This window comes from Tindallia texcoconensis, from assembly GCF_055383815.1.
The window spans coordinates 1,505,566-1,525,115 of the sequence record NZ_AP042431.1 but is presented as its reverse complement, the minus strand read 5'-3'; the positions used below and the strand labels follow the sequence as shown (position 1 = coordinate 1,525,115).

The following is a 19,550-nucleotide window of genomic DNA, read 5'->3' as shown; positions in this document are numbered from 1 at the left end:
TAGTGGTTTTATCCTTCTCTTTACCTAGTATCTGTGGTTTTACCCTAGGAATGGCTATGTTAATCGTTGAATAACTCTTTTATTTTATTTTATTTTTCAATTTTTTCTAATCCGCCCATATACCCACGAAGGGCTTCTGGGATCATTACGGATCCATCTGCTTGTTGGAAGTTTTCTAATATAGCCGCCAACGTTCTACCCACAGCTAAGCCAGATCCATTTAAGGTATGAACAAAAGTTACTTTTCCGCCGTCTTTGGGACGGTAACGAATATTAGCTCGTCTTGCTTGAAAGTCTTCAAAATTACTACAGGAAGAAATCTCAACATAGCGTCCGTAGCTAGGCATCCACACTTCCAAATCATATTTAAAAGCAGCCGTAAAGCCTAAATCTCCTGTAGCAATTTTAACAATCCGATAGGGAATATGGAGGAGTTGTAAGACTTTCTCTGCATTGGCTACTAAGGTTTCCAGCTCTTCATAGGAAGATTCTGGCGTGGTGAATTTCACCATTTCAACTTTATTAAACTGGTGTTGTCGGATTAGGCCTCTGGTATCTCTCCCAGCAGATCCGGCTTCAGATCGGAAACAAGGGGTGTAGGCTGCATAATAAAGAGGCATATCTTCTTCTTGAAGAATCTCATCTCGATGGATATTGGTCACTGGTACTTCTGCCGTAGGGACTAAAAAAAAGTCTTTTTGGGGAATACGAAAGGTATCTTCTTCGAATTTTGGCAATTGACCAGTGCCTGTCATACTTTGCCTATTAACCATAAATGGTGGCATTAACTCTTGGTAGCCATGTTGATTACAATGGAGGTCCAACATAAAATTAATAAGGGCTCTCTCTAATCTGGCACCCGCTTTTTTATAAAGAACAAAGCGAGCGCCTGTCACTTTGGCTGCCCTCTCAAAATCCAGAATATCTAAGGCTCCCCCAATATCCCAATGAGCTTTGTGATCAAAATCAAATTCTGCTGGTGTTCCCCATCTGCGGACTTCCACATTGTCTTCATCGGTTTCTCCCTGGGGTACCTCTGGATGGGGAATATTGGGAATCCGAAGCATTTTTTCCTGTAGCGTCTCTTCCACTTGGGCTACTTGTGTATCTAATGCCTTAATTTGTGCTGATAGTTCTTTCATTTGTTCCATCACGTGCTGTGTGTCTTCTCCTGCTTTTTTCAGTTTCGGAATCTCTTTAGATACCTGATTCTGCTGACTTTTCATTTGTTCTACTTCCTGAAGTAATTTCCGCCGTTTTTCGTCCAGAGCCACTACTTCATCTAAATCGATCTCTGCTTCCCCTCGACGGTTCATGGCCGCTTTCATCTCATCTAATTCGGTCCGTAATCGTTTGATATCCAACATTTTTTATTCCTCCTTTGGCTTTCACACCCATGAATGAGTGTCTCTTACCTATTTATTGCTGTGCTTCTAATTGTTGTAGGGATTGTTCTAGACGCTTTAAGGCTTCTCCGTAAGCCGACCAATCGCCTTGTTGCGAGGCTTCCTGTGCCTCTTCAAAGGCTTGGTTCGCTTCTTGGATAATTTCCTGTGTCGTTGCATCTGTAAAATCATACTCTGGCCTTTCTTCGATTTCTTCTGGCCTTTGGGTGGTTTCTTCCAACTCGATTCCTTCTTCTGGTAAAGCCTCTGCTGGCACATTGTCTTCTTCTGGTATGGTTGGTGTACCAGCCCCAAAGAGAGATTCCAGCGCCTGTTCCAGGGTGTTTTCCATCACAATATCGTCCCCAAAAGCAGCGATGACTTGTTTGACTTCAGGAGGACTTTCTGAGTTGGCCGCTCGTATATAGAGAGGTTCGATATAAAGCAAACTGTTTTCTACTGGTATAACCAGAAGGTTGCCTCGGATTACTTCTGAACCTCCTTCTCCCCAGAGAGTTAGACTCTGAGAGATGGTTTCATTCTGATCAATCCTTGCTTCGATCTGTCTTGGTCCATAAATATTCCGATCTTTCGGCATTTGGTAGAGCACCAGATCTCCATAATGTTCTCCATCACTGCGGGCTACCAACATGGCAATCATATTATTTAATCGATTCGGTGTATAAGGAACGGATAAAAGAAATTCTTCTTTATCCTCTTCTGGTAATTTATAGATCATATATTGAGATTCTACTGGTTGAAACTGATCAGCATAACGCTCTTGTCCAATATTCCAAAGGTCTTCATCTAAGTAGAATACCGAAGGATTTCCCATATGATATCGTTCATAAACCTGGGTTTGTATATCGAATTGTGCTTGTGGATAACGGATATGCTGCTGTAGTCCTTCTGGCATGGATTCTAAGGGTTGTAGCAAATCCGGAAAAATCTGACTATACGTTTGAATAACTGGATCTTCTGCATCCGCAATGTAAAAGTCTGTCGTCCCATAATAGGCATCTACCACGACTTTCACCGAGTTCCTTATATAGTTATGTTCTCCTTCTATATAGGGAGTGGCGTAGGGATACTCTTTCCCCAAGGTAAAGGCATCCATGATCCAGTATAATCGTCCATCATGAATGACTAAATAAGGGTCTTCATCGTATTGCAAGAAAGGGGCAATTTTCATGACTCGATCCATTACATTTCGATCAAAAATGATCCTACTTTCTCCAGAGATGCTTCCTGAAAGAAAGATACGGGGATTCCGTTCCCGAAGGGCATAAAGAAGTCTGTTAACCCCTCTTAGAGAAATACCAGCATCTCCTTCAAACCTTGTTTCTGCATTGTCTTCTCCTATGGGATAGTCAAATTCCATTTCATCTGTGTTCACAATAATATAGTGATTGGTCAGTTCTCCAAAATATATTTCTGGTCGGTTAATTTCTTTATCGATAGCACTCACCGGCGGGATATTGCGAATAAACAATTCTGGTTGTCCTTGGGTGGTCACTTGATTGACTGGTGACATGACGGCGCCGTATCCATGGGTATATTTCAGATGCATATTGAGCCATGTTTTGGCAGATTCACTGATTCGTTCCATATCAAGTTCTCTGGCTGACAGAAACACCTGTCGATATTCATCATTAATGACATAACGATCAATATCCACATCCTTAAATCGATAATAGGGACGGATGGCCTGTAATTGATTGTAACTTTCTAATGCTGGCCGATAATCGTTGATCCGAATATTTTTTATGGTTTCTGGATTGTTTTCTAAATCCTCTCTCGTTAAGCGATAATCTACATCAAATTCCATTTGACGTACATCATCTAATCCATAGGCTTTGCGAGTGTATTCAATATTTCGTTCAATATACGGGGTTTCTCTGGCTAAGACATTGGGTTCTACAAAAAAACGCTCCACACCTACGGATACAAATTGACCTACTACCGTTACCAAAATCAATACCACTGGGGCTGCGGCCATCCACTTGGGCTTTTTCTTTTTATATCCAATCCATAAAAAGACTGCTGCTAGTATGCTGACTACCATCTGAATCCGATAAAGCGGAAGGTTCACATGTAAATCCGTATAGCTGGCACCATAAACAGCTCCTTGAGGAGAAAAGAGAATTTGGTTTAGATTGACAAAATATCGAAGGGCGGTAGTCAATAAAAATAAGACTCCAAATACCACAAGATTGCCAGCACCAAAGGATAGAAATCTTTTAAACATTTGTTTTCTAGGATCTTCCCCATCGGAAACTTCCATTAAGGTGGGTCTCCGAACCACTAGCATGGCGGCAAAGAATAGACCTGTTACCATGACCATCATAAACAGCAAGGTGGTTAAAGTTCCAAGGCCATCTCTTAGTAAAGGCCACGTAAAGAAATACCATCCAATATCCCTTCCAAATACTGGATCTGTTGCGTGAAAGGGTACTTGATGATGAAACTCTAGAATCTGCCACCAATAATTTCCCGCAATGGAGGTTGCGGTTACAAAAGCCATAAAGGCTGCTGGAAGTAATAGCCACCGATTCAAGACTTTATTAGAAATGCTCTGATGAAAACTGGCCACTTTTTTTTCATACCGGTTTTTCATAAATCGAAAGTAATAATAAAACAGTAGGCCTGCCACAAGAAAAATTGGAATTCCAATGGTTAATTGTGTTTGGATTTTTTTCAAAAAAACCGTTTCATATCCTAAATCTCTAAACCACTGAAAATCTGTGATAAAATAGATAATCTCGTTGAAAAACAGCGTTCCAAGGATGAACGCCGCAATGATAAACCCAATAATGTTTTTTCCTTTTATCATAAATAATTCCCCTACTTCCTGACTTCCTTTATTTCCTTTATTTTCTTGAATCATTGCATGGATTTTTTTAGTTCTTTTTTAAATTTCTCAATAATCTTTTTTTCCATTCTGGAGACAGTCATTTGAGAGACGTCTAAGGCATTTGCTACTTGCATCTGTGTTTTATTTTCAAAAAAACGATCTTGTAAGACTTGTTGTTCTACTTTATTTAATTTATCCATTGCCTGATAGATAAAATCTCTATTTTCGATAAAGTCAAACATTTTATCTGGCTCGCCAATTAAATCCATAAATTGGATATCTTTATCCTCTCCTTCGTTATCATAGGTAAGGTCTAAAGATTTTGGGGTATAAACTTGATTGGCCTCCATGGCTTCTATGACTTCTTCTTCTGTACATTTTAAATAATGGGCAATATCTTTGATTTTGGGTGTTCGTTGCAACTCTTGCTGTAGGGTTGTTTTTGTGGTATTGATTTTTTTTGATAGTTCTTGAATACGTCTTGGAACACGAATAGACCAACCTTTATCCCGGAAGTATTTTTTTATTTCTCCGATGATCGTTGGTGTGGCAAAACTTGAGAATTCATATCCTCTGTCTGTATCAAAGCGTTCAATAGCAAAGATAAGCCCTAGCGACGCCACTTGATAAATATCTTCGTAGTCGATCCCTTTGTTGATATACTTTCTCGACAGTATTTCTGCAATAAAAAGATGTCTCTTCACTAATTCGTTGCGAATACTCACATCTCTATTATTTTTATACAACAAAAAGAGTTCTTTATCGCTAAGGGAGTCAAATGGCGGTAATGCTCTTTCTTCTGATGTCCTTTTAGATGAAGATGTTTTCATCAGGAGTCCTCCCTTAGATTTTTAATCATTTTGATCGATGTACCCTGATTATTGCCCGTATTGATCGACACATCATCCATCAGCGATTTGATGATAAAAATCCCCAATCCTCCTTCATTTAGTTCTTCGGTTCTGGGTTCCTTCAGTGAATTGGCATCATAGCCTTTCCCAAAATCCGAAACAGAGATGGTTAAACTCGCTTGTTCCATCAAAAACTGAATAATAAAATTATCGCTTACATCACATCCGCCATGCATAATGGCATTGGAACAGGCTTCGGACAACGCCACCTTGATATCTTCAATATCTTCGATATCAAAACCCATTCGGTTTGCAATGGATGCCACCGTAAGACGGATCAAACTGATATATTCGGATCGATGAGGGATGGAAACCTCTATCATCTCATGGTTGATCTCCGTATTCATTTGGCTTAACTCCTTTATTTTATAATTCACGCTTATTCCTCGCTTTTATCATTTTTTCTTATGTGATTCCTTATTCCATCAGGACAAGTCTATCTAAACCTGTTATATTTAATAGTTTTTTGATGCTTGGTTTTAAATTTGCGAGAATAATATTTTTTTCGGCTGTTTGGAGTTTCTTCAGTGCACTGATAAAAACACTAAGACCGGTACTATCAATATACTCTAGCCTATCGCCAATAATTCTGATATCGTCTACTCGTTCGTTCAGCATTTGATTAACCGTTTCTTTTAATCTGTCGGCGGTATGTAGATCTACTTCCCCCTCTAATACTAAAATCCATTTTTCTTCTGATTCATTATACGATTTTTGGATAATCAGCGCCAATAGACTCCCTCCTTCGTTATATTCCTCTAATATTTCAGTGCTTTCTTTGATCGTGGTCCTTGCTTGTTTATTATAACAGAAGATTTCTTCTTTAACCATGTTATCCCTTTATCTTTTTTTTATTTCTTGATATAGAAGCAAAGCTTCTTTCCCTTTATGAGGCTTTTTTAATTTAATACGAAGGATGCTTGCTCTATTTTTATTGAAATGGGATTTATCCATGAAAAAGAACAGCCGAAGCTGTTCTTTTTTTACTCTGGTTTTATCATTTCCAAGTCTTCTGCTACTTTATCCATTGGATCTTCTTCTTTTCGTGGCACCATAGCCATGGAAATAATATAATGATTTTCCTCTGTTCGCATGAGTTTTACTCCTTTGGTACGACGGCTAATAATAGGAATATAGCTCATATCCAAACGAATCATGCTACCATCTTGGTTAATCAGTAGTAATTCATCATCATCATAGGTGATTCTTGCTCCAATTAACTCTCCTGTTTCTTGGCTGTATTGATAGGTATATAACCCTTTGCCACCTCGGGTCTGTACTTTATATTGATCTATATTGGTTCTTTTTCCATAACCTTTTTCGCTGACTACCAATAAATCTCCATCATCGTCTGTTACCACCATGGAGACCAATCGATCCTCTTCTTTTAAACGAATGCCTCTAACCCCCATGGAACTTCTTCCGGTTTCTCGAATGTCTTTTTCATTAAAACGAATGGCAATACCCTTGGCTGTAATAAGAGCAATTTTTTGATTCTCATTCACCATCCGAACACTAATGAGTTCATCGTCTTCACGAAGGCTGATGGCTATTAGTCCTTTTTTCCGGCTACGTTCAAATTGACAAAGTTGCGTCTTTTTCACTAATCCTTTTTGAGTAGCCATCATTAAATACTCTAATTGACAATTCTTATTAACAGGAATCGTAGCACTCACTTTTTCCTCTGGATCTAATGGCAGTAAGTTCACAATAGCCGTTCCTTTTGATTGCCTTTTGCCTTCTGGTATTTCATAGGCTTTTAACTTATAGACTTTTCCTTTGTTCGTAAAGAAAAGCAATGCGCTATGGGTTGAAGTGATGATTAGTCGTTCTACAAAATCATCGTCTCGGGTGCTAAGGGCACTAATGCCTTTGCCACCTCTTTTTTGGCTTTTATAAACGTCTAAAGGTACACGTTTACAATATCCAAAATGTGTCATGGTAATCACCACATCTTCTTCTGCAATCAAGTCTTCCATATTAAATTCATTCATATCTTCTTCAAAATCTGTTCGTCGAGGATCTCCATATTTATCACGAATTTCTGTCAGCTCGTTTCGAATAATTTCCTGCACCAATTCATCGCTGGCCAGAATTTCACGTAACTCTTTAATTAATTCCATGATAGCTTCGTAGTCTTCCTTGATTTTATCTCGTTCCAAGCCAGTTAAACGCTGTAGCCGCATATCCAAAATTGCTTGGGCTTGGCGTTCAGATAAGGAAAAGTTTGTGATTAAGCCCTCTTTAGCTTCTGCTCCTGTCCTAGAACCTCGGATAAGCTTGATCACTTCATCTAAATGATCTAAGGCGATCCGTAACCCTTCTAAAATATGGGCTTTATCTTCTGCTTTTTTTAAATCGAACTGGGTTCGACGAATAATAATTTCTTTTTGATGCTCCACATAGTGGTGGATCATTTCTTTTAAATTTAAGACTTGTGGCTGTCCATCCACTAAGGCTAACATGATAATACTGAAAGTATCTTCCATCTGAGAGTGTTTATAGAGTTTATTCAGAATGACATTGGCATTGGCATCTCTTCGTAATTCAATGACAATACGCATGCCTGTCCGATCGCTTTCATCTCGAAGATCTGTTATGCCTTCAATCTTTTTATCACGAACCAAATGAGCTATTTTTTCAATCATTTTTGCTTTATTTACCTGATAAGGCAATTCGGTTACGATAATTTGCTGTTTTCCCTTATCCATTTGTTCAATAGAGGCTTTTGCCCTTACTTTAGCACGACCACGACCCGTTCGATAGGCTTCCAAAACGCCTTCACGACCAATAATCGTAGATCCAGTTGGAAAATCTGGACCTTGAATGCATGTCATTAACTCTTCTAGGGACACCTCTGGGTCTTCCATATACCGTATGGTGCCATCTATGACTTCCCCAAGATTATGGGGTGGAATCGAAGTAGCCATTCCAACTGCAATCCCATTGGATCCATTCACCAATAAATTAGGAAAGCGACTAGGCAATACTTTGGGTTCTTCTAAAGTTTCATCAAAGTTTAGATTATAATCTACGGTTTCTTTTTGAATGTCTCGCAGCATTTCTACGGCGATTTTCCCGAGTTTTGCTTCTGTATAACGCATGGCTGCAGGATTATCTCCATCCACAGATCCAAAGTTTCCATGGCCGTCTACTAATGGATATCGAATGGAAAAATCTTGTGCCATTCGAACCATGGCAAAATAAACAGCTGAATCGCCATGTGGATGGTATTTACCCAAAACATCCCCAACAATACGAGCGGATTTTCGATGAGGTTTCTCTGGTGCAAGGCCCAGTTCGTTCATAGCATAAAGGATTCTCCTGTGCACTGGTTTAAAACCATCTCGTACATCTGGAAGTGCCCGCCCAACAATAACGCTCATGGCGTAATCGATATAGGATTTTTTCATTTCATCCTCGATGCCTATCGGGAGAATTCTATCCATTTCCTGATCCATTTATTGATATCCCCCTCTTATATGTCAAGATTAGTAACATATCTTGCATTATCTTCAATAAACTGCCGTCTTGGTTCCACTTTTTCTCCCATAAGCGTAGAGAAAATTTCGTCTGCTACGGCGGCTTCATCAATACTCACTCTTAATAAAGTTCTGGTTCCTGGATCCATAGTGGTATCCCATAATTGTTCCGGATCCATTTCCCCTAGACCTTTATAACGCTGTAAAGCCACCATACCTTCTTTTTCTGGGCTCATTACTTTAATCAGTTTTTTCATTTCATCATCCGAATAGGCATAGCGAATATCTTTCCCACGAGTAAGTTTATAAAGTGGCGGTTGAGCAATAAAGACATGCCCGCTTTCAATAAGAGGTTTCATATGCCTAAAAAAGAAGGTTAATAATAAGGTTCTAATATGAGCGCCATCCACATCCGCATCCGTCATAATAATAATCTTATGGTAGCGAAGTTTTGCAAGATCGAATTCATCGCCGATACCAGTTCCAAAAGCCGTAATCATAGCCCTTATTTCTGAAAAATTCAACATACGGTCTAATCTGGCTTTCTCCACATTTAAGATTTTTCCCTTTAAAGGTAAAATAGCTTGAGTGGCTCGATCTCTTCCTTGTTTAGCGCTGCCGCCGGCACTATCTCCCTCGACAATATAAATTTCGCAAAGAGCAGGATCTCTTTGGGAACAATCTGCTAGTTTTCCTGGCAATGCGGTATTTTCCAGAACTCCTTTGCGACGGGTTAATTCTCTGGCTTTTTTAGCAGCTTCTCGAGCTCGTTGAGCACGAAGGGCTTTATCCATTATAATTCTGGCATCTGCCGGATTTTCTTCTAAAAATGCTTCTAGATATTCTCCTGTAGATCCTTCCACAATTCCTTTTATTTCACTGTTACCCAGTTTGGTTTTTGTTTGGCCTTCATATTGGGGATCTATGAGTTTAACGGAAACAATTGCCGTTAATCCTTCTCTAATATCCTCCCCTAATAAATTATTGTCTTTGTCTTTTAAGTACCCATTTCGCCGCCCATAATCATTAATCACCCTGGTCATGGCCCCTTTAAAGCCACTAAGATGTGTGCCACCTTCCTGTGTATTAATATTATTTGCAAAGGAAAAAATATTTTCTGTATAGGAATCTGTATACTGCATGGCTATTTCTACGATGGTTGTTTCTTTTTCTTTCTCAAAATACAGGATGCTTTCATGTAAGGCTTCCCGACTTTTATTGATATGACGGACAAATTCTTTGATGCCACCATCGTATTGAAAAATACTCTTTTTTTCTTGATCTGTTCTTTGATCTTCTAAACTAATTCGGATGCCTTTATTAAGAAAAGCCAGTTCTCTTAATCTATTTTCCAAGGATTCATATTTAAACAGAACCTCTTCAAAAATTTCAGGATCTGGTTGAAAGTACATACTAGTTCCTGTTTCTTCTGTTTCTTCAACTTGACGTATTTCAGAAACAGGAATTCCTTTTTTAAATTCCTGTACAAAAAGAAATCCTTCTCTTTTTACTTCTACTTTTAGATACTCAGATAAGGCATTGACAACAGATATGCCAACGCCATGAAGGCCACCAGATACTTTGTATCCATCACCGCCAAATTTTCCACCAGCGTGCAAAATTGTCATAACCGTTTCTAAGGTTGATTTACCCGTTTGTGGATGCGTATCTACTGGAATCCCACGGCCATTATCTGAAACGTTAATGGCATTGTCTTCGCTGATCATCACTTTTACTTCTGTGCAATAACCAGCCAAAGCTTCATCAATGCTGTTATCTACGGCTTCATAAACCAGATGATGGAGTCCACGGCTACTAGTGCTGCCGATATACATTCCCGGTCTTTTTCTTACCGGTTCTAATCCTTCCAAAACCTGAATTTGATCTGCATTATAGCTTGGTTGTTGGTTTTCCATAATGTCCCTCACTTCTATTTCTTTTGGTATAGGTCATTTCCCTTGACTAGGATTTGCCCTGGTATGGGTGACTCCGATCTTTGTACCCTTTCTTTTAGGGTGGTAGGTGAGATAGAAGAAACTAGTATAATATGAGCTGGCTTTTGGTATTTGTTTTTTCTTCTTTTTCTTTGTTTTAACCGTCGCTGAAGCCATGGCACCAAAATAACCAGAGACTTAATGGTTTCTTCACTCTGATGTAAATAGTCTAATTGGGATTTTTCGAAATTTTTCAGTAAAGAATGATCTTTTTCCACTTCACTCCATTTTCGGGCATCTAGAATCCCTATAATTTCCCTCTTTTTGACTAATATATTATCCCCAATATGTAGGTACATGCCAAATCTGGATCAACTCCTCTTTGAATTGTCCTCAACTTCTTTCATTATATCGTTTTTGTGGTTTTTTGGGAAGCTAAAAGGTTTTAAAGTTCTTTTTTCTCTATTCTTCCTTGGTGAATAGAAAAAATAGATCCTCTTGCATATTCTTTAATATGGTCTTCTAAATGGGTGGTCGTAACAAAGGTTTGGACTGGCTTAAGGTAACGAAATAAATATTCCTGCCGTCGATGATCTAACTCACTGGTAACATCATCCATCATAAGCACCGGATACTCACCAGATTCTTGTTTCATCCATTCTAATACCGCTAATTTCAAGGATAAGATCAAACTTCTTTTTTGACCTTGTGAGCCATACTGACGAACATCCATTTCATTAATCTTAAAGTGAATATCATCTCGATGAGGCCCTTGATGGGTAGTTTTTTGATAAAGATCTATTTTTCTAGCCTTTTGAAGTTCACTCATGAAATGATGTTGCAGTGTCTGTAAATTCCATTGAGACCATTCTTTTGGTAATGCCATGGCTGGTTTATAGGTTACGTCAAGATTTTCTCTTTTTTCTGTTATTTCAGCATGGATGCCATAGGCTAAAGCCAATAAGTCTTTTAAGAATCCATGCCTTAATTGCATCAGCGTAGCACCGTATACAGCTAATTGGTCATCCCATATGGATAATTGTTCTTCTGTTACGGATGGGTTTTTTAGGAGCTGGTTCCGTTGTTTAATGATTTTCTGATACCGCTTTAAACTATAATAGTAACGGGGAGAGATTTGAATCATTTCACTATCCATAAAAAGCCTGCGTTCCTGAGGACCATCCTTGATTACTTTTAAATCTTCTGGCGAAAAAAGAACGGCTTTCACCGTTCCCATGACATCTTCCATTGCTGTAACACTAAGTCCATTTTTTCGTATTCTTTTTTTCTGGTCTTGTCTAAGTAATAATTCCATCATCTGTGGACCATCCTGATTGATGGTCTCTAGTTTTATATAGGCTTGTTCTTGATCTTTATGAATTAATTCTTTGTCTTTTCTAGTTCTAAAAGAACGTAAGGAAGCACAAAAATGAAGGGCTTCTAGTAAATTTGTTTTTCCCTGAGCATTTTCTCCAATAAAAACATTTAATCCAGGTTCAAAACCAATTTCTATTTGCTCATAGTTTCGATAATTCTTTAAGAATACATTTTTAAGAATCAATCCTTTTTCACCACTTTCAACAAGTGACCTTGATAACAGTTTGATCGATTACTACCTCATCATCGGGAAAAATTTTTTTCCCTCGTTGTGTAGCCACTTCTCCATTTACCTTTATCATGCCTGCATGAATAAATATTTTTGCCTGTCCGCCGCTATCAACTACATTGGCAGCTTTTAACAATTGATCTAATTTAATAAAGGCACCTTCCATTTTAAAGGAGATCATCCATGCCACTCCTTTCCATTTTTTCTTATATTTCCTCTGCGGCTGCCATTCGAACCGGAAGAATTAAGTGTAGGTAATGATTTCCCTCTACTGGCTCTATGACTGCAGGACTACGATGATTAATCATTTTAATGGTAATCTCTTCATCCTCTATTACTCTTAAAGCTTCCATTAGGTAGCGGGAATTAAAGGCTATTTCCATATTTTCTCCTTGGTGTTCCACGGGTATTTTTTCAACCATTTGTCCCATTTGTGTATGAGCTGTCATTACCAGTTCTCCATTTTGAAGCACCCATTTCATTAAACTGCTTTTTCCTTCACTTACCAAAAGAGAGGCCCTATCTACACTACTATAAAGAGTTTGTTTGGAAAGGGTAATTTCTGTTTCAAAGGCTTGAGGAAGAATATTCTGGTATTCAATAAATGGTTTTTCAATTCTTCTAGAAATCATTTTTGTATTTCCCATGGAAAATACAATTTGTTTATCTGTAAAAGAAATTTGCATGGGTTCTGCATTGTCAGGAATAATTTGGTTTAGTTCCGTCATTGCTTTAACAGGAATGGTAAAAGCAGCTTCCAGATCATTGTGAATCATCGAATTACGATAAGATAATCGAAATCCGTCAACGCCGATGAGGCGTAGGTTTTCTCCTTGAATCTCTACCCGAAGACCTAATAAAGAGGGTTTTGTTTCATCTTGGGATGCACAAAAGACCGTTTGTTGAATCATTTCTTTAAATAAATCCTGTGGAACTTTAAAGGCATTATCCGCCATGACAATAGGAAGTTCTGGAAACTCCTCTTTTTCTAGTAAATGAAGTGTAAAGGAAATATGATCACAGGAAATGGTTAATTGATGGGATTCATCCATTACAAAGGTAATGGGCCGTGAAGGTAGTTTTCGTACAATACCTGATAATAACTTGGCATCTGCAACAAAATTTCCTTCCTCTTCTACTTCAGCTGCGGTAAAGTGTTCTATCCCTATTTCCAAATCCGTTGTAATGAGTTTTAAATAATTTTCTGATGCTTCAATCATGATTCCTTTTAGGACTGGAAGGGTTGTTTTGTTAGAAACTCCTTTTTGGACTGTTGAAATACTTTTAATCAGGTCTTTTTGTTCAATGGTAAAACGCATTGTGGATAACCTCCTTTTGGTTATTGGGGTGGGTTTGGAAATCAACATAAAAGCAAAAGGTAGTAGTAACAGTAATAGGCCCTGTGAATTTGTTGAAATAAGGCTCAAACACTTGTATTTTCAATAATCATAGCTGTGTAGAACTTTGTGAGTAAACGGATTATATATCCACATTAACCACAGGTAAAGGCCGGTCTAAAAGGGTTGAAAACTTATCCACAATTTATCCACAGGCTCTCCACAGTTTTTCAACAAGCAGGGTGGGGATAATCTAATCTCCGCCACTTATCTCTTTGATCATCTTCTCGATCCGATGTTTTAAACTATCATCTTTTTTCATTTCATTAAGAATTTTGTCATGGGCATGCATCACAGTCGTATGATCTCGATTCCCAAATTCGCTTCCGATCTTAGGAAGTGAAAGGTCTGTTAATTCTCGTGTTAAATACATAGCTATTTGCCTGGGGAAAGCAATGGAGCGAGTTCTTTTGCTGGAATCCAGGTCTTCAGTTTTCACACTATATTGATTAGAGACATATTCTTTTATGAAGGATGCGTTTACTTGCCTAGACTGGGTCGTAAAGACTTCATTAAGAATTTGACTGGCCGTATCAATATTAAGTTCATTATTATTTAGTTTACAATGAATCACCACTCGGTTTAAGGCACCTTCTAACTCACGAATATTGGATTGTATTTTTTTTGCAATAAAAAGAAGTATGTCATCAGAGACATCCAATTGATCTAAATGGGCTTTTTTTCGGAGAATGGCAATTCTTGTTTCGTAATCCGGTGGCTGAATATCTGCTATTAAGCCCCACTCAAACCGACTTCTTAATCTCTCTTCTAAAGTTGGTATTTCTTTGGGCGGACGGTCACTGGAAATAATAATTTGTTTGTTATATTGATGCAATGCGTTAAAGGTGTGGAAAAATTCTTCTTGGGTTCTTTCCTTATTAGCAATAAATTGAATATCATCAATTAAAAGCACATCTACATTTCGATATTTGTTCCGAAATTCAATGTTTTTATCATCACGAATGGAGTTGATCAGTTCATTGGTGAAGGTTTCGGAGGATGAATAATATATTTTCATATTCTGATTGTTCTGCACAATGTAATGGCCAATAGCATGCATCAGATGGGTTTTACCAAGTCCTACGCCTCCATAAATAAAAAGAGGATTATAAGCTTTGGCTGGTGCTTCTGAAACTGCTACAGAAGCTGCATGGGCAAAACGATTGCTATTCCCGACCACAAAGGTATCAAATAAATACTTAGGGTTTAGATTATTGGTGGAAATTTGATTTTGAGGGGCCGTCTGTGTATGGGTCTTCTTTTCTACTTTTTTTTCTGTTTCTTCTTTAACTTCGGTTACCAATGACACATCAGCAGTTTTTCCTTGTTCTTCAGGCAACTGAAAGACTACGTCATAAGAGCAAGAAGTGACTTCTTTAATGGCATTTTTAATGAGAATCAGGTAACGATCGCTTAAAATGTTTTTAATGAATTGATTAGGGGCTTTAAAAACAATTTCGCTTGTGTCGTTTCGAACGTGCAATGGTTCTATTACCTTAATCCAGGTATTAAAACTGACACCAGTCATTTCCTTCTCAATGACACCTAGGGTTTCGTTCCATATTTGTGATAACTGCTGGTCCATACTGCAAACCTCCTGTAGCCTTCAACCATAAAGACGGACAATTCATGTTGAAGCCTTTTATATTTCTTTTTTAAAGATGGGTGTTGTGCATAAGCTTGTGAATAAGTTTGTGGATAAATAGAAATAGCTGTTGACGGCTCTTATTATATAAAGAGTATCCATGAATGGCAAATCAGCCTTTATCCACAAAACACACTTTCTATTCACAGGAGAAGATACTAGGATTCATGGGAGAAAGAGACAATTTACCCACAATTCTATCCACAACCTGTGGATAACTATGAATAAGAAAGCAAAATCAATTGTAAGGCTTAAAGTGTCATAAATCAAGGGTTTTATCAGGGAGGATACATGAAACACTATTTTTTTCCATGAGTTTATCCACATAAAGGTGGGTAAAAATTTTTTTCCACATTTTTTTAATTCCTAGTTTTCCACAGAGATCTTTTCTTGACACTACCAAGGGATATCGTTATAATCTATGTGTGTTACTGTGTGATTCTAAAGCATTCTGATGAATCGTAATCCAAGCATTCGCCGCGATCCATATATAAAGGAGGTGCATTTTCGGTGAAAAGAACCTATCAGCCTAAAAAGAGGCAAAGAAGTAGAGAGCATGGTTTTCGGAAAAGAATGAGAACGAAAAGTGGAAGAAATATATTGCGTAAAAGAAGACTAAGAGGCAGAAAAGTCTTAACTGCATAAGGCCGCTGTAGGTGGCCTTTTTCTGTCTGGTCATAAGAAATCGGACAAAAACGGGAGGAGAAGATCATGAAACCCATCCCGACGATAAAAAAAAACAAAGAGTTTAGAGTGGTTTATCAAAGAGGAAAATCGGTGGCGAATCGGAATTTAGTTCTTTATTATCGTAAGAATCAGCTTACTTATTCAAGAATCGGAATAACAGTATCAAAAAAAGTCGGAAAAAGTGTGGTACGGAATAAAGTGAAACGACGGCTCAAAGAAATATTACGGGAAAAGGGTGACCAGCTGCCCATGGGCTATGATTTGGTATGGATAGCTCGTATTAGCTGTAGTGAAGCAGACTATCACACGCTGCAAAAAGCCGTCACTCATTTAGTGAACAGAACGTTCTTTTCGAAAAAAAGATCCAATAAACAAGGGATAAAGCAAGATGGATCTAAAGAATAGAATGAATAAGAGTAGGGAATATTGGAAGCAGGTGGTGAAGAAATGGGCCTGAAAAGGATCATGATTTTCCTTATAAAAGGGTACCAAAAAGTCCTTTCCCCTTTTACAGGAAGAATTTGTCGATTTCATCCTACCTGCTCTCAGTACAGCATTGAATCCTACGAAAAACACGGTTTTGTAAAAGGATCCTGGCTAACCATCAAACGAATTGCCAGATGTCATCCCTTTCATCCTGGTGGCATGGATCCTGTACCAAATAAAAACCCAAATAAGAAAGAAAATCCTCACTGAAGGCATACTAAATATTGGAGGTTATGATTTTGAGATTTTTTGCTGAACCCTTAAGTCAGCTGCTTCACCTGGTCTATGGATTTGTAGGGGATTATGGTGTTTCTATCGTAATTTTCACTATTCTAGTGAAATTAGTGATGATCCCCCTGACAGTCAAACAAACGAAATCCATGAAAAACATGCAGGAAATTCAACCTAAAATAAAAGAACTACAGAAAAAATATAAACATGATAAAGAGAAAATGAACCAAAAAGTAATGGAAGTGTACAAAGAGCATAATGTAAACCCTGCAGGCGGTTGTCTGCCCTTATTAGTTCAATTTCCAATTATCATCGGATTGTTTACCGTATTAAGGGAACCATCCCAGTATGGATTTACGCCAGAAATGGTGCAACAGGGCTTTTTATGGATAGAAGATATCTCGGCTACGCCTAACATTGTCTTTAGTGCCTTTTCAGCTTCTATGATTCCAGAAATGATTATGCCTTTGTTAGCTGGTGCCACCACGTACCTATCTAGCAAAACCATGCAGGCTACCAACAAAGGTGGCGGCAATCCACAACAAGAATCCATGCAAAAAATGATGCTCTATTTCTTTCCTTTGATGTTGATTTACATGTCTATGCAATTCCCAAATGGATTAATTTTGTATTGGGTGGTAAGTAATTTATTCCAGACAGTACAACAACTGATTATTAACCGACCAACCCCCTTATCTACTGGTAAAGGAAGTGAAGTTAAATGATTCACAAAGTGAAAGCAAGTGGAAGAACCATTGATGAAGCTGTGGAGAATGGTTTAAAAGAAATGGGAAGAACCCGAGAAGAAGTTGAAGTGAGAATCATTGAAGTCCCTTACAAAGGATTTCTTGGGTTTATAGGAAGTAAAGAAGCACAAGTGGAGTTAGAGGTAAAAGATTTAACAGAAGCATCCACCCGTCAATTTTTAGACTCCATGTTCCAAGCAATGAATCTTGAGGTAGAGATTGAGATTAAATATGATAAAGATCAAATGGAGATTGACCTTAGGGGACCCAATATGGGAGTGATTATTGGGAAAAGAGGACAAACCTTAGATTCCATCCAATATTTGACTAGTTTAGTAGCCAATAAGAATAGGGATAAATACGTAAAAGTCTTTATGGATACAGAAAATTATCGCCAGAAGCGAGAAGAAACACTTGTTCGATTGGCTAGTAAAATGGCAAAAAATGTAAAAGCCACACGCAGAACCATGGTCCTAGAACCAATGAACCCTTATGAAAGAAGAATTATTCATTCTGCGTTGCAAAGCGATTCAAAAATCCAAACCTTCAGTGAAGGAGAAGAGCCTTATCGTAAAGTAGCCATTGCCCTAAAAAAGTAGAGAAATGAACCTACAAAAACCCGGTGAAAACCGGGTTTTTGTTAAAGAGAAAAGAAATCCTTAGGTTTTTTTGGAAGGATCGGCTTATAGTGTTTATCATAATGATTGTTATAGTAATGATCTTCAATAATGATCTTCAATGAAAAGGAGGGTTCTTGAATGGAGGATACCATAGCGGCCATTTCTACAGCTCCTGGTGAAGGCGGCATAGGGATTATCAGGATGAGTGGAATAAAATCTCTGGAAAAGGCGCTTATGATATATCGAAACAAGCATAACCAAAAGGTCCATAGCCTAAAGAACCGGAAGTTAACCTATGGAAAAATTTTAGAGGTGGAAAACTTAAAATTTATCGATGAAGTGCTTATATGTTATATGAAAGCACCTGACACCTATACCATGGAGGATGTGGTGGAAATCCAATGTCATGGTGGAAGCATTTCTCTGAGACGCATTATGAAGGAATTAGTATCCTTAGGCGTTAGAGTAGCAGAACCCGGTGAATTTACAAAGAGGGCTTTTTTAAATGGTAGACTCGATTTGTCTCAAGCTGAAGCAGTAATGGATTTAATTAGTTCCAAAACCGAGTTAAGCCACGAAGCCGCCATGGGACAATTGGAAGGATATCTTTCTGGTGATGTGAAAAAGATGCGAGAAACATTATTAGATTTAATGGCTTCCATGGAAGTATCCATTGATTTTTCCGAAGAAGAAGATATAGATCAAGTGACTTACGAAGAGGTAGAAGAAAAAACTCATCCCATTTTAAATCAGATTCAACAATTAATAGACTCTGCAAAAACTGGAAGAATTTTAAGAGAAGGCTTAAAAAGTCTCATTGTTGGAAAGCCTAATGTAGGAAAGTCCTCTTTAATGAATGCCTTATTAAAAGAATCAAGGGCCATCGTAACAGACATCCCTGGAACTACCAGGGACGTCATCGAAGAACAATTGAATCTGAGAGGAATTCCTTTGGTATTAATGGATACAGCAGGAATAAGAGAAACAGAGGATTTGGTAGAAAGAATTGGCGTAGAGAGAGCGAAACAATTGTTTGAGGAAGCGGATTTAGTAATGATGATGATGGATAGTTCCACACCAGTTTCCAAAGATGATTTAACGATTCTTAGTATGATTCAAAAGCGAAAAGCCCTTATTATTATCAATAAAACAGATTTACCCACGGTTTTATCCCAAGAAGATCTGCCGGATTGGATTGATGAACATCAAATTTTAAAAATATCCCTTTTAGAAAAAGAGGGATTGGATCAACTAGAAGAAGCATTGGAAAGCCTTATTTTTAATGGGGAAAAGAAAGCAAAAGAAAAACAAATGGTGACTCATATCCGTCATCAACAAGCATTGGAAAATGCCTATGTGGCCTTGGAAGAAGGAATAAAAGCATTAAAACAACGGATGCCCTTAGATTTTGTGCAGGTGGATTATCAAGAAGCCATGGATCAATTGGGGATTATTATTGGAGAAAGTGTCAAAGAAGATTTAATTGATCATATTTTTTCTAATTTTTGTATTGGAAAATAATGAAAGATCCCATTATCGTAAAAGCCATAGATATTCTAATAAGAA

General features: G+C 38.0%; 17 protein-coding genes. 6 read left to right on the top strand and 11 right to left on the bottom strand.

Annotation, left to right across the window (positions count from 1 at the left end):
* Positions 1-89: 89 nt before the first annotated feature.
* From serS to dnaA, 11 genes are all read right to left on the bottom strand, one after another.
* Positions 90-1,367 carry a serine--tRNA ligase gene (gene serS, locus ACZ47N_RS07020; RefSeq protein WP_464885850.1) on the bottom strand — a complete coding sequence of 426 codons (1,278 nt, stop codon included), beginning with the start codon at positions 1,365-1,367 and terminating at the stop codon, positions 90-92.
* A gap of 52 nt (positions 1,368-1,419) precedes the next feature.
* The gene (locus tag ACZ47N_RS07015; RefSeq protein WP_464885849.1) at positions 1,420-4,218 is read right to left on the bottom strand and encodes a UPF0182 family membrane protein; all 2,799 of its coding nucleotides are present in this window, start codon (positions 4,216-4,218) and stop codon (positions 1,420-1,422) included.
* Between the two features lie 50 nt (positions 4,219-4,268).
* Positions 4,269-5,069, bottom strand: coding sequence for a SigB/SigF/SigG family RNA polymerase sigma factor (locus ACZ47N_RS07010; RefSeq protein ID WP_464885848.1), 801 nt, complete (start codon positions 5,067-5,069; stop codon positions 4,269-4,271).
* The gene (locus tag ACZ47N_RS07005; RefSeq protein ID WP_464885847.1) at positions 5,069-5,497 is read right to left on the bottom strand and encodes an ATP-binding protein; all 429 of its coding nucleotides are present in this window, start codon (positions 5,495-5,497) and stop codon (positions 5,069-5,071) included. Before ACZ47N_RS07005 ends, ACZ47N_RS07010 begins: the two co-directional genes overlap by 1 nt.
* A gap of 70 nt (positions 5,498-5,567) precedes the next feature.
* Positions 5,568-5,882, bottom strand: a complete 315-nt coding sequence (locus tag ACZ47N_RS07000) for an STAS domain-containing protein (RefSeq protein WP_464885846.1) — start codon at positions 5,880-5,882, stop codon at positions 5,568-5,570.
* A 251-nt stretch (positions 5,883-6,133) separates the two neighbouring features.
* Positions 6,134-8,611 (bottom strand): DNA gyrase subunit A, encoded by a 2,478-nt coding sequence (gene gyrA / locus ACZ47N_RS06995; RefSeq protein WP_464885845.1) that lies wholly within the window; start codon positions 8,609-8,611, stop codon positions 6,134-6,136.
* A gap of 17 nt (positions 8,612-8,628) precedes the next feature.
* Positions 8,629-10,548 (bottom strand): DNA topoisomerase (ATP-hydrolyzing) subunit B, encoded by a 1,920-nt coding sequence (gene gyrB, locus ACZ47N_RS06990; RefSeq protein WP_464885844.1) that lies wholly within the window; start codon positions 10,546-10,548, stop codon positions 8,629-8,631.
* Between the two features lie 463 nt (positions 10,549-11,011).
* Positions 11,012-12,127 (bottom strand): DNA replication/repair protein RecF, encoded by a 1,116-nt coding sequence (gene recF, locus ACZ47N_RS06985; protein WP_464885843.1) that lies wholly within the window; start codon positions 12,125-12,127, stop codon positions 11,012-11,014.
* Positions 12,128-12,143: 16 nt separating this feature from the next.
* A complete protein-coding gene (locus ACZ47N_RS06980) occupies positions 12,144-12,353 on the bottom strand; it encodes an RNA-binding S4 domain-containing protein (RefSeq protein WP_464885842.1) in 210 nt (69 codons plus the stop codon).
* Positions 12,354-12,378: 25 nt separating this feature from the next.
* Positions 12,379-13,491 carry a DNA polymerase III subunit beta gene (gene dnaN, locus ACZ47N_RS06975; RefSeq protein WP_464885841.1) on the bottom strand — a complete coding sequence of 371 codons (1,113 nt, stop codon included), beginning with the start codon at positions 13,489-13,491 and terminating at the stop codon, positions 12,379-12,381.
* A 271-nt stretch (positions 13,492-13,762) separates the two neighbouring features.
* Positions 13,763-15,154: a chromosomal replication initiator protein DnaA gene (gene dnaA / locus ACZ47N_RS06970; RefSeq protein ID WP_464885840.1), complete on the bottom strand. Its 1,392-nt coding sequence runs from the start codon at positions 15,152-15,154 to the stop codon at positions 13,763-13,765.
* Positions 15,155-15,724: 570 nt separating this feature from the next.
* On the opposite strand from dnaA, the gene rpmH reads away from it, so the two are divergent.
* The 6 genes from rpmH to mnmE all read left to right on the top strand — a co-directional run bounded on the left by rpmH (position 15,725) and on the right by mnmE (position 19,505).
* Entirely contained in the window at positions 15,725-15,859 is a 135-nt protein-coding gene (gene rpmH / locus ACZ47N_RS06965) for a 50S ribosomal protein L34 (protein ID WP_464885839.1), read from the top strand.
* Between the two features lie 66 nt (positions 15,860-15,925).
* A complete protein-coding gene (gene rnpA, locus ACZ47N_RS06960) occupies positions 15,926-16,306 on the top strand; it encodes a ribonuclease P protein component (RefSeq protein WP_464885838.1) in 381 nt (126 codons plus the stop codon).
* A 42-nt stretch (positions 16,307-16,348) separates the two neighbouring features.
* Positions 16,349-16,597: a membrane protein insertion efficiency factor YidD gene (gene yidD / locus ACZ47N_RS06955; protein ID WP_464885837.1), complete on the top strand. Its 249-nt coding sequence runs from the start codon at positions 16,349-16,351 to the stop codon at positions 16,595-16,597.
* 29 nt (positions 16,598-16,626) lie between these two features.
* Positions 16,627-17,343: a YidC/Oxa1 family membrane protein insertase gene (locus ACZ47N_RS06950; RefSeq protein WP_464885836.1), complete on the top strand. Its 717-nt coding sequence runs from the start codon at positions 16,627-16,629 to the stop codon at positions 17,341-17,343.
* Complete coding sequence (gene jag, locus ACZ47N_RS06945) at positions 17,340-17,963, top strand: RNA-binding cell elongation regulator Jag/EloR (RefSeq protein WP_464885835.1); 624 nt, start codon at positions 17,340-17,342, stop codon at positions 17,961-17,963. The genes ACZ47N_RS06950 and jag overlap by 4 nt, the downstream gene beginning before the upstream one ends.
* Before the next feature lie 159 nt (positions 17,964-18,122).
* Entirely contained in the window at positions 18,123-19,505 is a 1,383-nt protein-coding gene (mnmE, locus tag ACZ47N_RS06940) for a tRNA uridine-5-carboxymethylaminomethyl(34) synthesis GTPase MnmE (protein ID WP_464885834.1), read from the top strand.
* The last annotated feature ends 45 nt before the right edge of the window (positions 19,506-19,550 follow it).